Consider the following 12,623-nt stretch of genomic DNA (forward strand, 5'->3'; position numbering starts at 1 on the left):
TCGGAGCGGCCGTGGTCGTCACCCCGGCACAGTTGCCGGTGCCCACGGTGCGGCACGGGGCCGAGATCCTGCTCGTGGCGGAGGCCGGAGGCTCCTCGTTCAGCGTGCACCGTCCGGCGCGCTCCCGCCGACTGGCCCAACTGTGATGCCTGTCCCCGGCGGTGCGCCGCATCCGTGACCGCACCCCAGCACCACCGACCACGCGTCGAGCCGCCCGGACCGGCAGAGGGTCGATCACCACCACCCACCAAGCAGGCACCACCCACTCCGCGGACCGGCGACGACCACCAGCTGCACCGATCGAGAGGCATTCCATGAACGCCCCGGCCCCCGGCACCCCAGGCAACCACGCCCCTGAGGCTCGATCGCCATCTCGGCCGGATTCTTCGCCGCCGCCGCCTCGGTGATCGCCGTCGGGCTCATCTCCCTCGGACTCGCCCCGGCCCTGCAGTAGTCCCATGGGCCACCCGTCCCGTGTCCACGTGCCGACCGAGCCTCAGTACCAGCCTCCCGACGAAAAGGACCCGACCTTGCCACCGAGCTCCCGTCCCGGTACGGCCCGGGCCTCATCCCCGGCCCCAGGCCACTCCGACGCGACAGGGACGGAGACCCCCGGCCCGGTCCAGCGCCCGCCGTGGACGTTCCTCACCAACCACGGCCATGTCCTCCTGGCTGTGGCCGAATCCCAGGACGCCCGGGTGGCCGAGATCGCCGCCCAGGTGGGCATCTCCGCCCGAGCTACCCTGGCCATTCTCAAGGACCTCGAGGACGCCGGCTACCTCACCCGGCACCGAGTGGGCCGGCGCAGCCACTACACCCTCGACACCCACCAGCACTTCCGCCATCCGGCCACGGCCAGCCACGAGGTGGGCGAGCTCCTCGCGATCTTCACCTCCGGGGTGAGGGCCCCGTCGGGGACTGTCCGGTGAAGCGCCCCGTCGTGTTCGCCGGTCCCGGTGTGGGCTGGCGTCGTACGCGGTGTGCGGCCGGCTCTCCGCCACGGCAGTCGGCCGATCATGCACACGTGGTGCTCGGCTCGGGCGAAATCCTGTCGCGGATGATGCTGGGTCGTCCGGGGGCGTCGTCGGGCGCCGTCCGGGGTCTTGGCACCGATGAGTTCGTGGGCGCATCCTGAACCCAGGCAGCGACGGAACGGAGGAGGGGCGATTCCGGTGACGCGTCCACGGCATCGCAGGATCTCGCACCCTCGTGATCTGTGGGCGGACCCGCTGGGGCGGGCGACCACCCGGGCGCTGCAGGGGCTGGTGCTGCTGAGCGCGACGGTGGTGGTGGTCTACGGGCTGATCCGACTCAAGCTGGTGGTGATCCCGCTGCTGATCGCCCTGATCCTGGCCGCTGCGCTGAACCCCCTGGTCGCCTTTCTGCGCCGGCACCGTGTGCCCGGGGCGCTGGCGACCTGGATCGTGTTCGTGGCCGCGATCGTGGTCCTGGGCGGGGTGGTCACCGGCATGGTCTTCGCGGTGCGCAGCGAGTGGGCGGAGCTGGTGGCCTCCGCGGTGGGCGGGCTGGACCGGTTGCGCCAGTTCGTCGTGTCCGGGCCGATCCCGGTCGGCCAGCAGGGCCTGGACGAGGCCATCACAGCCGTCGTCGACTTCACGGCCAGCCCCCGATTCGGTGCCGGGGCGCTGCTGGGGATCTCCGCGGCCACCCAGGTGGTCACCGGAGCGGTGCTGGTGGCCGTGATCCTCTACTTCTTCCTCCAGGACGGGGCCCGCATCTGGGCGTTCGTCCTGAGACGTTTCCACGGTGCGACCCTGGAGAAGCTGCTGACCTCGGGCACCACGACCCTGCATGTGCTGGGCGGCTACGTGCGCGGCACCGCCGTGGTGGCGCTGCTGGAGGCGGTGGTCATCGGGGTCACCCTGCTGGTGCTGCGGGTGCCCCTGGCCCTGCCCCTGTCGGTGCTGATCTTCCTGGGCGGCTTCGTCCCCATCGTGGGAGCCGCCCTGATCGGCGGCGTCGCGGCCCTGGTGGCCCTGGTGGCCAACGGCCCGGTCGTGGCGCTGGTGGTGGTGGCGGTGGTGGTGGCCATCAATCAGCTCGACGGGCGGGTGCTCCAGCCGATGGTGCTGGGCCGGGCCTTGAGCCTCCACCCGCTGGTGGTGCTGCTCGCCCTGGCCGCCGGCGGGATCCTCTCCGGCGTCGTCGGGGCGGTGCTGGCCGTACCGCTGACCGCGGTGGGATGGGCCCTGATCCAGATCTGGTTCCCGAACCCCCGCAACTCCGATGCTTCCTCCCGAGCAGCTGTGCGTCCCGGTGCCCGGCGGCCGTACCCACCGGCCCCGGACGCGCCCGTCGGCGGCTGAAGGCACCGGCGCGCCGCAGGACCGGCAGGGGCGCCCCAGGACCGCGGCGGACGCACATCACCGACGTGCACCAGCCCCTGGGTGGCTTGATGCTCCGGGCGGCTCGGTCGTGACCCGTGACGGCCGGGGTGCCGATGTGTCTCCTGGCGGGCCGGCTTGCCTGAGATCAGGGCACCAGCGGCCTGGGTTCATGACGGCGTCCTGCCGGTATAAGTCGGTGATCCGAGCAGGGGCCGGGCGGGCGCCCAGCCGGATGGCCTACGGTGGCGAGACCTCCTCGGGGAGGTCAAGCAGCCGGCCCCTCGGGGGGCCCTGCCACGAGAGGTCCCGGTCATGAGCCGTTCTGCATCCGTCCTCGTGCGCATCGATCGCACCGGCCACACCGTGACCCTGATCGTCACCGGGAAGCCGACAGCCGGCGACCAGCAGGAGGTGGCCCGGATGGGCGAGCGGGTCCGCGAGCTGTTCCCGGACACCACCGTCACCGTGGAGTTCAGCTCGACGCCGCCTCCCAGCACCGGGGACCCGCAGAGGGAGAACCCCCACCACCGCGGCGACGGTGAGCCCGAGCGCAGCAGCACCCCTCGCTCCTTCCCGCCGAGCGTCGGGCACACCGGGTCGTGAGATCCGCCCTCCCGGATCGCGGACGCCACGGTGTCCCCCGGGTGGTGCAGGCACACGTCCGCCGGCCGATCCGACCGGGCCGCCCGGAACTCACACCCGGCACCGGGCATGAGCTCAGGACGGCAGCCGGTTCAGGCGGCGTCGCGGGCGTCGAGCTCGTCGAGGACGTCCTGGAGCCGGTCGGCGGTGCAGGGGTGGGGGCCGCCGGGGCCGGTGAGGTAGTCCCGGTCCAGTTGGCGACAGATCCTCGAGTGCAGCACCTGCAGCTCGCTCATGCTCAAGCCCTCGAGATCGCCGGGGAAGGCCTGAGCCGGATCCAGGCAGGAACAGGGGACAGCATCCGGGGAGTCGGTGGTGCTGTCGTGGGCTGCGGTGCTGGGTGTGCTCATGGTGATGTCCTCATGCGGAAAAGGGGGGACCGCACCTCGTGAGCAGATGCTGGTCCCGGACGATGCGGTGATTGCCGGAGCGGAGAAGCAGGTGCCGTCACCAGGTCCCGCGCCGGCTCGACCGGCACGGATGAGATGCCCGGTGGGACCCACCAGCAGGAGCGCTGCACGGCGAGGTGTCAGAGAGGCCGGTCCGGGCGTTCCCGGGAACCCGGCCGCTGGGACGGAAAGGCCGTCTGCTCGACCTTGCTCCCACCGTAGGCGAGACCGACGGTCTTGACCATCCCACCCCCGGTGGCCACCGGGCGGATCGGGCGCACCACCGTCACCCGCCGTGCGGTGGGTCCGCACGACGTGCTGATCGAGATCGCCTATGCCGGGCTCTGCCACTCCGACATCCATACCGGCAACGGCGACTGGGGGCCTCAGCCCTACCCCCTGGTGCCCGGCCACGAGAGCGTGGGCACCGTCGCCGAGGTCGGCCCCGAGGTCACCGGCCACGTCGTCGGGGACCGCGCCGGGGTGGGGTGCACGGTCAACTCCTGCGGGCAGTGCACGAACTGCCGCAACGGGGACGAGCAGTACTGCCTCGAGGGCATGGTGTCCACCGACGGCGGCCCGGACCGGGACGGCACCATCACCCAGGGCGGCTACTCCACCCACGTGGTCGTCGACGCGGGCTCCGTCCTGTCCGTGCCCGAGTCCCTGGACGTCGCCGCGGCCGCCCCGCTGCTCTGCGCCGGAAGCCGTCCCGGAACGCCCTCACTCCCCACGATCGCTGCCGGGCTGCCGGCGCCTACCGTTCGACGTGATCATTGTTGCCCTATTGCTGGGGTGGGATGGTGTCCCGGGGCGATCATGCGATGTGGCAACATGCTCGGTCTGACCACCGCCGGGCTCGGTGCCGGGACGCACCCCCTCAGCCGGTGCCGCTCGTGAGGGGCCCGCCGGCCCTGCGCCAGTCGATGAGCCCGCGGACCATGTTGGTGGCCTCGAATCCCAGGTCGAGGAGGAGGTTCGCCGCCCCGGAGGACAGAAGTCCTCCTGTGCAGAAGGTGATGAGCAGACGGTCCTCCGGCAGTTCATCGGCGCGACTCTCGAGTTGGTCGAGCGGGATGTGCTGCGCGCCCGGGATGTGGTTGCGGCGCCAGTCCTGGTCGCGGCGGACGTCGACGATCAGCGCGCCTGCGTCGACGAGGCGCATGGCCTCATCGGCGGAGACGGCCGGGGGCCGGCGGAAGAAGTGTCGGACACTCATCGACGAGTTCCTCTCTGGGCGTTCATCGGCGCGTCGGAACGTCCGCCGTGACCGGAAGGAAGCGCGGCGGGCGGCTCCCCGTCACCAGCGCGGGCCCGTCGACGAGGGTGCCACGAGCAGGTGCTCGACCAGCAGGGCGGATTCCGTGCCTTGAGGTTACCCACAGGTCATGGATTCTGCCGACCACGCCCGTGCACTGCCTCCGGAGGGCCTCCGTCGTGGCGGGGTGGGGCGTGGTGGGTGCGGACACGATCGATGGTGCCTCTCGCGGGACGTCCCACGCCGGTCTCCGGCGCACGATCGAGCTCGCGCCGGACCCCGGCGGGAGCATCGGCAGGGCGCCTCCGGCGTGTCCCGGAAGCGTCCTGTGGAATCGCAGTGGAGATCAGTGGACGGGCGAGGGCCTCAGGCGGAACGACCGGCCACGGCGGCGCGCCCTCGCCCATCGCGTGCTGGACCACGACGACGGGGATCCCGGCGGCGCCGGCCGCCTCGATCGCCCGGACGACGCGAGGGACCGACTCGCTGTGCGGCGGGTGCTGGATCTGCAGCGGGCCGCTGCCGAAGTAGTCCTGCTGGACGTCGACGAGGACGCGTGCGCGCTGAGGGCTGGGCACGGAGGGCTCCTGGGGGTTCCGGCGGTTACGGGGGTGCGACCGGTGATGGGTGCTCCTCACATCCTGGGAACGCCCGTCTGGATCCAGCAGTGGCGCAAAGGCCGACAGACGATGGATTCGCGCCAAGCGAGAGAGGGATCGACACACGGATCGGGATCCATGCCTTCGACGGGATCACCATGTTCCACCTGTCGGTGCCGCAGATGGTCTGCGACGAGGTCGCCCGGCAGGGCCTGGGCGACTGGGAGAAGTTCCTGTTCGGCGACCGTCCCGGCCGGGTCCGCACCGCCGAGGGGTACGGCATCGAGGGCTTCCGAGGCCTGGCGGCCGCGGCGGGCGCCGACGTCCTCGTGATGCCGTCGTGGTTCCTCGACGGGCGCCCGGCCGGTGCGGCGGTGCGCGGCACGCTGCGCGCGGCCCATGACGACGGGGCGACGGTCGTCGGTCTCTGCCTCGGGGCGATCCCGGTGGCCGACGCCGGGCTGCTCGCCGGGCGCATGGCGGTCACGCACTGGCAGGCCTTCGACCTGCTGGCGCAGCGGCATCCGGAGCTCGCCCTGGACGAGTCGGTGCTCCACCTCGACCACGTCGACGTCCTCACCTCGGCGGGCACCGCATCGGGGCTGGACGCCTGCCTGCACCTGGTCCGGTCACGCCTCGGGTCCGACGCGGCGAACAGGGTGGCCCGGAGCCTGGTCATCGCCCCGCACCGTGCGGGCGGGCAGGCCCAGTACATCGAGCGCCGGCTGCTGGAGACGACCGACCGGCCGATCGACACGATCGCGGCGGCCTGCGGCATCGGCAGCCCCGTGACGCTGCGCCAGAACTTCTCGGCCGCCTTCAGGACCTCCCCCTCGCAGTACCGTGCGCGCTTCCGGGCGGAGGCGGCCGGAGCGGAGTAGTGACTCCGTCGCTCCCGCCGGGCGGACGCCGGGGGAGTGCCCGCGGATCCGTCACGGCGTGCGACACCCATGCCCTCCAGCGGCAACAGCGGATCTCCCCTTGCCCTCGGAGTACCCAGTGGTGGCGCGGTGGTTCCCGTGCACCGTGCAGGGCATCGCGTGGCAGCACGCTGTGGTGACGACCGGGCGCATACGCCCCCTGGGCGGAGCACTCCACGCCCCTCGACGTGCACGACGATGCGCAGGCGTCGAGCATCAGCGGACCCTGGCTCGGTGCGACGCCTCCGTGGTTCGTGTTCGTGTTCGTGTTCGTGTTCGGGGGGGGGGGGGGGGGGGCAGGCCGCCGTCCTACTCCACGGTGAAGAAGTCCAGCCGGACACTGTCGGGCAGGCGGGTGCCCGTGCCGACGAACAGGCGCGAGTTGACCCACGCCAGATCCGAGTCCTCGGGAGCTGTGACGCGAGGGAAGCACCTGAAGTAGATCTCGTCCCGGGACACGGTCTCGCCCTTCATGAGGCGCTCCAGAGCCTCGGGGTCTCCGTGGCGGAGAGCGCGGTTCTCTATCAGGAGCCGCGGACCGCCCTCCACCTCCACGACGTAGGACGCGACGAGATGGGCCAGGCCCGGGGAGGAGTACTGCTGGAAGTCGGCCCCCGCGTCCAGGACCGTGCCGACCCATCCGTCACCGTGTGCTCGTCCTCCGCGGATGGGGACCACACGGCGCACACCGTCGGTCGTGCTGCCGATGGTGATGGGCTGGTCGACGTCCACGTCGACCGAGGCGAACCAGGTGAGGGCGGGGGGTGAGGGCGTGTTGGTCATGGGATCAAGCTACAGGCGGGCGCACCCGCAGGTGCGGGCAGCACGAGAGACCCGCGCTCGCGATCGAGCGGTGCCGTCCCTCCGCCCTGCTGCTCCGCTCTCCTCCTCCGCTCTCCTCCTCCGGTCTCCTCCTCCGCACGTCCGGCTCGTTCCCGGTCCGACGACCTCATGGCTGAGGGGTGAAGTCTGCATCAGGGGTCAATTCGCGTGCACTGGCGGTCAAGTCGATGCGCATCCGGGCGCCGATAGTTGAGGCAGCGCTCGGGACGATCGGATCTCGGGGAGGGATCGAGGAGGACTCGTGAGCAAAGCCGACGTCATCGTCACCAATGCTGTTGTCCGCACGATGGACCCGGAGCAGCCGCGCGCGACGGCATTCGCCGTCGCCGGCGGTCGCATCGTGCTCGTCGGATCCGTCGACGAGGTGCGGGCGATCGCTGATCCTGACACCGAGATCGTGGATCTCGCCGGCGCAGCCGTGATCCCCGGTCTCGTCGACGTCCACAACCATCACCTGATGGCGGGTGAAACAGACCTGTACCAATTGACCTTCTCGCCCTCCGCCACCTTCGACGAGGTCGTCGAGGCGGTGCGCGTCTACTCCGCCGGCCTGGAACCGGACGCATGGGTCATCGGCGAGGCCTTCGGAAGCGTGCTCATCGATGACTTCTCACGAGGGTCAGCTCGGCAGCGGCTCGACGAGGCGGCCGGCGGCCGGCCCGTCGCCCTGACCGACGACAGCCACCACAACCGATTCGCCAGCACCCGTGCCCTGGAACTCGCCGGGATCACAGCAGACACCCCCGACCCGGACCAGGGGCACATCGTCCGCGACCCCGGGACGGGGGAACCGACGGGTCTGCTGCTCGAGTCCGCGACGATTGCCCTGACGGAAGCCGTGGACGCCGGGTTGCAGCGCACGCCCGAGCGGTACCGGGGCGCGAGCCGGCGGGCGCTCGAGATCCTGCACTCCTACGGGATCACCGCCTTCCAGGACGCTGCCGCCACCGTGGAGATCATGGGGGCGCTGCGCGATCTCGACGAGGCGGACGAGCTCCACGCCTGGGTCTCCTCCTGCATGCTGTCCTCGGGATTCCTCTTCGCCAACACTCCCTTCGGCGACGAGCTCGTCGCGCGCGGCGAGGAGTTCCGCACGACGCACCACCGGCCGGACTTCGTCAAGGTGGCCCTCGACGGGGTGCCACCCACCTACACCGGAGCCTTCCTCACGCCCTATCTCGAGACTCCCGAGCACGGTCACGGGCACTGCGGGGTCACCACGATGGAGCCGGCGGAACTCGAGGCCTGGTTGCTGCGGACGGCGGCTCGCGGGCTCGGGGCGAAGATCCACTGCACCGGTGACGCATCGGTGAGGGTGGCACTGGACGCCATCGAAACGGTCCGCGCTGCCGGGCACCTCGAGCCGAAGTACCACATCGCGCACGGTCAGTTCGTGCACCCGGAGGACCGGCCCCGTTTCGCGTCCCTCGACGTGGCGGCCGACATCTCGCCGTACCTCTGGTTCCCCGGCGTCATCACCGACGCGATCGCCGGCGTCCGGCCCAGTGAGGAGGCGAGCCGGCTGCAGCCGAACCGGGATCTCCTCGACCTCGGCGTGCTCGTGGCCGGAGGCTCAGACTGGCCCGTAAGCGAGTCTCCGAACCCGTGGGAGGGCATCCAGGGCCTCGTGACCCGGGCGGACCCGCTCGGTCGGCACTCCGGCACCCTGTGGATCGAGCAGGCGGTCACGCTCGAGGAGGCGCTCGAGATCTTCACCGTCAACGGTGCGAAGGCCATGGGCATGGACGACGTGACCGGATCCCTCAGCGTCGGCAAGTCCGCCGACTTCGTCGTGCTCAACCAGGATCCCTTCGCCGTGCCGGCCGAGCGCATCGTCGAGACGCATGCCGTCGAGACCTGGTTCGCCGGCCGTCGGGTCTATGCCCACTCCTGAGGTCCCCGCCTGAGGTCCACACCCTGCCCTTCCTTGTCCCACACCCGAGCACACCGAGGAGAACCTCCCATGCGTATCAGCAGATTGATTCCGGCCATTGCGTCGACCGGTGCCGTGGCACTCGTTCTCGTCGGCTGCGGCACCACGACGGCAACGGAGCCCTCGGCCGAGTCCGCCGAGCGCGGCGCCGTCGACAAGATCCTGTTCGACTACCCGTTCACGGCCCTGCCCGTCTACGGCGCCATCACGGGCATCGTCGAGGAGCGTGCCGCCGAGAAGGGCGTCGAGGTGGTCTTCACCAACGACGAGATGGACCTGCAGAAGCAGATCAGTCAGCTCAACTCCCACCTCACGAGTGATGTCGACGCCGTCGTCTCCTTCCCGGTGGACCCGGCGAGCCTGGAGAGCAGCGCGAAGCAGTACCAGGACGAAGGCAAGTACTGGGTCACCTACGGCGGCGACATGGAGAACCAGGACGCGACGCTGCAGTTCAGCTTCTACGACTCCGGCTACCAGCTCGGTCGGAATGCGGCCGAGTGGGCCCTCGAGAACGTCGGCCCGGAGGCCGAGGTCATCGTGCTCAACGAGACCGAGCGCCAGATCGGCATCGAGCGCACGCAGGGCCTGCTGGACGGACTGAAGGAGACTGCGCCCGACCTGCGGATCGTAGCGGAGCAGCAGGCCGTGACCCCCGAGGAGGGGCTCTCGGCCACCACAGCCCTGCTCGCGCAGCACCCGGACGCCAACGTCGTGGTCACGACGGTGGGCGACGCCGCGCAGGGCGCCTACCAGGCGCTCGCCGCCTCCGGCCGCGCGGAGGACGACCCGGAGACCTATGTCGGTGGTCTCGACCCCAACCTCTTCGGTCTCCAGAAGATGCAGGAGGGCAACTTCTTCCGCGCCGCGACCTACTTCTCGCTGGAAGAGCTCGTGAAGAACGTCATCGACATCCCGGTCGCCCTCGGCGAGGGGGAGGTCGACGCCAGCGTCGACCTCCCCGTGACCGTCGTGACGGCGGACACTCCTGAGCTCGCGGACTACATCGCCGAACTGGGCGGCTGATCGACGGCCCGTGCGGGCGCCCGTGGGCGCCCGCACGCCCGGTCGTCACTCCCGCCCTCACCCCTGAAGGAGACGCCATGGCCGCATCGGTGCACGGCCTGACCAAGCGGTACGGTGCCACTCTGGCGCTCGACGACGTGACGCTCGACATCCCCGACGGGGAGGTGCACGCCCTCCTCGGGCACAACGGCGCGGGGAAGTCGACGGTCATCAAGTGCCTCGGTGGCGGGATCCACCCGAGCAGCGGCACGATCGAACTCGACGGCCGGACCTATGACGGCCTCACCCCCCGTGAATCGATCGCGGCGGGCGTCGCCGTCATCTATCAGCACCTCACGGTGATCGACGGGCTCACCGTCGCCGAGAACCTCTTCATCGGCCAGGAGCACACCCGCGGGGGACTGATCGACCGGCGCAGGCAGCGCGAGGACGCGCGGGCCGCCCTGGAGCGGGTCGGCGCGCACGGGATCGACCCGGACATGCAGGTCCGGGCCCTGCCCATCGGTCAGCGTCAGCTCGTCGAGATCGCCAAGGCCCTCCAGCGGGACGCCCGGCTCCTCATTCTCGACGAGCCCACGGCGGCGCTCTCCCGCGAGGAGTCCGACCGCCTCGGGGCCCTCGTGCGTGATCTCGCCACGCGCGGCATCGCCATCCTGTACGTGACGCACCTCCTCGGGGAGGTGATCAAACTGGCGGATGCGGCCACGGTGCTCCGCAACGGCAGGGCCGTCTGGAGCGCCCGGGGCGGGGAGATCACCCAGGAGGCCCTCGTCGACGCCATCAGCGACGGCCAGGGTGCCGTGCACGACCCCCCTGCCCCGCCGCGTCCCGACCACGTCCCCGCCCTCGCCGTGCGCGGACTCACCTCGCCGGGCCTGGGCCCGATCGACGTGACGATTGCCGCCGGTGAGATCGTCGCCTGCTACGGGCTCATCGGATCCGGTCGCACCCGGTTCCTGAACACCCTCTTCGGGAGAGTCCACCGGACCGGAGGCACAGTCAGCGTCGACGGAGTGCCGCGGAAGGCCGACAGGCCCCTCGCCGCACTGCGGGGAGGCATCGCCCTCGTGCCGGGAGACCGCGCGCGCGAGGGGCTCTTCGGCACCCTGTCGGCGCTCGACAACACCGTGGTCGGCGTCGCGCCGAGACTGGCGCGTCTGGGGTTCCGCGCACGCAGACCGGAACGCGCCACCTTCGACGCCGTAGCGCGCTGGCTCTCCCTGCGCCCCCTGTCGTCGACGCTGCCCGCCGGCAGGTTCAGCGGCGGGAACCAGCAGAAGATCCTCCTCGGTCGCTGGGTGAACGACGTCGCCCGCACCCGCGTGCTCCTCCTCGACGACCCCACCCAGGGAGTCGACGTCGGCGCCCGCAAGGACATCTACGACGCCGTGAAACGACTCGCGGTGGAGCGCGGGGTCGGCGTCCTCGTCGCGACCAACGAGTCGGAGGAGGTCGTCGACCTGGCGCACCGCTGCCTGATCTTCGAGCGAGGACAGATCGTCGGTGAGCACACCGTCGCCGGCACCACCGCCGACCAACTCCTGGCGATCGTGCACAGCACACATCCCGACACACGAATCATCGACTCCGCCGAAGGGCTCCCGCAATGAAGAACAACCGCCTGGCCCTCGCCGCCCTCGAAGGCGTCATCCGCACGCCGCTCTTCGTGCTCCTCATCGTCATGGTCCTCGCGGTCCACTTCACGACCGATTCGTTCTTCGCCTGGCAGAACCTGCGGGGCGTGCTCCAGGACAGCGCGGTGATCGCCATCGTGGCGATTCCCGTCGCGATCCTCCTGATCTCGGGATACATCGACCTGTCCGTCGGATCATCCCTCGCGCTCGGCGGTGTCGTCGCCGCCGTCGTGATGGACAAGGGAGCAGGCGAGCCGGCCGTGGCCATCGTCCTGGCCATGCTCGCCGGCGCCGCCGTAGGGCTCGTCAACGCGTTCGCCGTCACGGTCCTGGGACTCAACTCCTTCATCACCACCCTGGGCACCCTCACCGCGGTGCGAGGTGTCGCCCAGCTCGTCAGCCCAGCGCCGCGCAACAACTTCGGCGACGAGTTCGGCTTCCTGGGCGTGGGCACGATCGCCGGCGTCCCGCTGTCGGTCTGGATCGCCGGCATCCTGCTCGTCGTGGCCGCAGTGTTCCTGACGCTGACCCCGGTGGGACGGCAGGTCTACGCCCTCGGCGTCAACCGTGAAGCGGCCTACCTCTCCGGCGTGCACGTGAAGGTCATTCCCTTCGTGCTGTTCGTCCTCTCGGGCGCGTTCGCCGGCTTCGCCGGCACCGTCGTGGTGGCACGGATCAACAGTGCGCCGGCCGGCCAGATCGGTTCGGGCTTCGAGCTCGTCGTCCTCACCGCTGTGCTGCTCGGTGGGGTGGCGCTGACCGGAGGTGAGGGAACCGTTTTCGGGGTGCTCGTCGGCGTCCTCTTCTACGGGGCGCTCAACAACTCGCTCGTGCTGCTGGGGGTCACGACGTTCTGGCAGTCCGTGGCCAGCGGCCTCGCGCTGATCGCGGCGATCGGGCTCAGCGTCGTGACGCACGCGCTCAGGGACCGGCTCGCTGCGACCAAGGCGCGACGACTCGCCGCAACGACCGCCTGACGCCCAGGACCGGCCCGGCCGCCGTCATGCGCGTCCGTCCGCGCCGGCTCGTCCCCA

General features: G+C 70.9%; 11 protein-coding genes and 1 pseudogene. 9 read left to right on the forward strand and 3 right to left on the reverse strand.

Annotated features, from left to right (window positions below; all coding sequences use genetic code 11):
- Positions 1–674 precede the first annotated feature (674 nt).
- From ACFU0Y_RS03520 to ACFU0Y_RS03530, 3 genes are all read left to right on the forward strand, one after another.
- Positions 675–929, forward strand: a complete 255-nt coding sequence (locus tag ACFU0Y_RS03520; protein WP_380213063.1) for a winged helix-turn-helix domain-containing protein — start codon at positions 675–677, stop codon at positions 927–929.
- A gap of 243 nt (positions 930–1,172) precedes the next feature.
- On the forward strand, positions 1,173–2,327 hold the full coding sequence (locus ACFU0Y_RS03525; RefSeq protein ID WP_380213064.1) for an AI-2E family transporter: 1,155 nt from the start codon (positions 1,173–1,175) through the stop codon (positions 2,325–2,327).
- 333 nt (positions 2,328–2,660) lie between these two features.
- A complete protein-coding gene (locus tag ACFU0Y_RS03530; RefSeq protein WP_380213065.1) occupies positions 2,661–2,951 on the forward strand; it encodes a hypothetical protein in 291 nt (96 codons plus the stop codon).
- A gap of 131 nt (positions 2,952–3,082) precedes the next feature.
- On the opposite strand, the gene ACFU0Y_RS03535 is transcribed toward ACFU0Y_RS03530, so the two are convergent.
- Positions 3,083–3,340, reverse strand: coding sequence for a hypothetical protein (locus ACFU0Y_RS03535; RefSeq protein WP_380213066.1), 258 nt, complete (start codon positions 3,338–3,340; stop codon positions 3,083–3,085).
- 276 nt (positions 3,341–3,616) lie between these two features.
- Here ACFU0Y_RS03535 and ACFU0Y_RS03540 point away from each other — a divergent pair.
- Positions 3,617–4,102 (forward strand): annotated as a pseudogene (locus tag ACFU0Y_RS03540) (alcohol dehydrogenase catalytic domain-containing protein); the annotation flags it as partial.
- A 157-nt stretch (positions 4,103–4,259) separates the two neighbouring features.
- Here the strand turns inward: ACFU0Y_RS03540 and ACFU0Y_RS03545 are convergent.
- Complete coding sequence (locus ACFU0Y_RS03545) at positions 4,260–4,598, reverse strand: rhodanese-like domain-containing protein (protein ID WP_380213067.1); 339 nt, start codon at positions 4,596–4,598, stop codon at positions 4,260–4,262.
- Between the two features lie 796 nt (positions 4,599–5,394).
- Here ACFU0Y_RS03545 and ACFU0Y_RS03550 point away from each other — a divergent pair.
- Positions 5,395–6,117, forward strand: coding sequence for a GlxA family transcriptional regulator (locus ACFU0Y_RS03550; protein ID WP_380213068.1), 723 nt, complete (start codon positions 5,395–5,397; stop codon positions 6,115–6,117).
- A gap of 348 nt (positions 6,118–6,465) precedes the next feature.
- Here ACFU0Y_RS03550 and ACFU0Y_RS03555 read toward each other — a convergent pair whose 3' ends face one another.
- Positions 6,466–6,939 (reverse strand): DUF3237 family protein, encoded by a 474-nt coding sequence (locus ACFU0Y_RS03555; protein ID WP_380213069.1) that lies wholly within the window; start codon positions 6,937–6,939, stop codon positions 6,466–6,468.
- A 301-nt stretch (positions 6,940–7,240) separates the two neighbouring features.
- Here ACFU0Y_RS03555 and ACFU0Y_RS03560 point away from each other — a divergent pair, with 301 nt between their 5' ends.
- The 4 genes from ACFU0Y_RS03560 (at position 7,241) to ACFU0Y_RS03575 (ending at position 12,566) form a co-directional block, all read left to right on the forward strand.
- Entirely contained in the window at positions 7,241–8,893 is a 1,653-nt protein-coding gene (locus ACFU0Y_RS03560) for an amidohydrolase (protein ID WP_380213070.1), read from the forward strand.
- A 114-nt stretch (positions 8,894–9,007) separates the two neighbouring features.
- Positions 9,008–9,955 (forward strand): sugar ABC transporter substrate-binding protein, encoded by a 948-nt coding sequence (locus tag ACFU0Y_RS03565; RefSeq protein WP_380213071.1) that lies wholly within the window; start codon positions 9,008–9,010, stop codon positions 9,953–9,955.
- A gap of 77 nt (positions 9,956–10,032) precedes the next feature.
- Positions 10,033–11,565 (forward strand): sugar ABC transporter ATP-binding protein, encoded by a 1,533-nt coding sequence (locus ACFU0Y_RS03570; protein ID WP_380213072.1) that lies wholly within the window; start codon positions 10,033–10,035, stop codon positions 11,563–11,565.
- The gene (locus tag ACFU0Y_RS03575; RefSeq protein ID WP_380213073.1) at positions 11,562–12,566 is read left to right on the forward strand and encodes an ABC transporter permease; all 1,005 of its coding nucleotides are present in this window, start codon (positions 11,562–11,564) and stop codon (positions 12,564–12,566) included. Before ACFU0Y_RS03570 ends, ACFU0Y_RS03575 begins: the two co-directional genes overlap by 4 nt.
- Positions 12,567–12,623: the final 57 nt, after the last annotated feature.

The organism is Kocuria sp. NPDC057446 (assembly GCF_042802875.1).
Classification (GTDB): domain Bacteria; phylum Actinomycetota; class Actinomycetes; order Actinomycetales; family Micrococcaceae; genus Kocuria.

Coding starts and splice junctions, on each gene's coding strand:
- ACFU0Y_RS03530 (WP_380213065.1), top strand. CDS start 2,661: ATGAGCCGTTCTGCATCCGTCCTCGTGCGCATCGATCGCACCGGCCAC.
- ACFU0Y_RS03535 (WP_380213066.1), bottom strand. CDS start 3,340: ATGAGCACACCCAGCACCGCAGCCCACGACAGCACCACCGACTCCCCG.
- ACFU0Y_RS03545 (WP_380213067.1), bottom strand. CDS start 4,598: ATGAGTGTCCGACACTTCTTCCGCCGGCCCCCGGCCGTCTCCGCCGAT.
- ACFU0Y_RS03550 (WP_380213068.1), top strand. CDS start 5,395: ATGTTCCACCTGTCGGTGCCGCAGATGGTCTGCGACGAGGTCGCCCGG.
- ACFU0Y_RS03555 (WP_380213069.1), bottom strand. CDS start 6,939: ATGACCAACACGCCCTCACCCCCCGCCCTCACCTGGTTCGCCTCGGTC.
- ACFU0Y_RS03570 (WP_380213072.1), top strand. CDS start 10,033: ATGGCCGCATCGGTGCACGGCCTGACCAAGCGGTACGGTGCCACTCTG.
- ACFU0Y_RS03575 (WP_380213073.1), top strand. CDS start 11,562: ATGAAGAACAACCGCCTGGCCCTCGCCGCCCTCGAAGGCGTCATCCGC.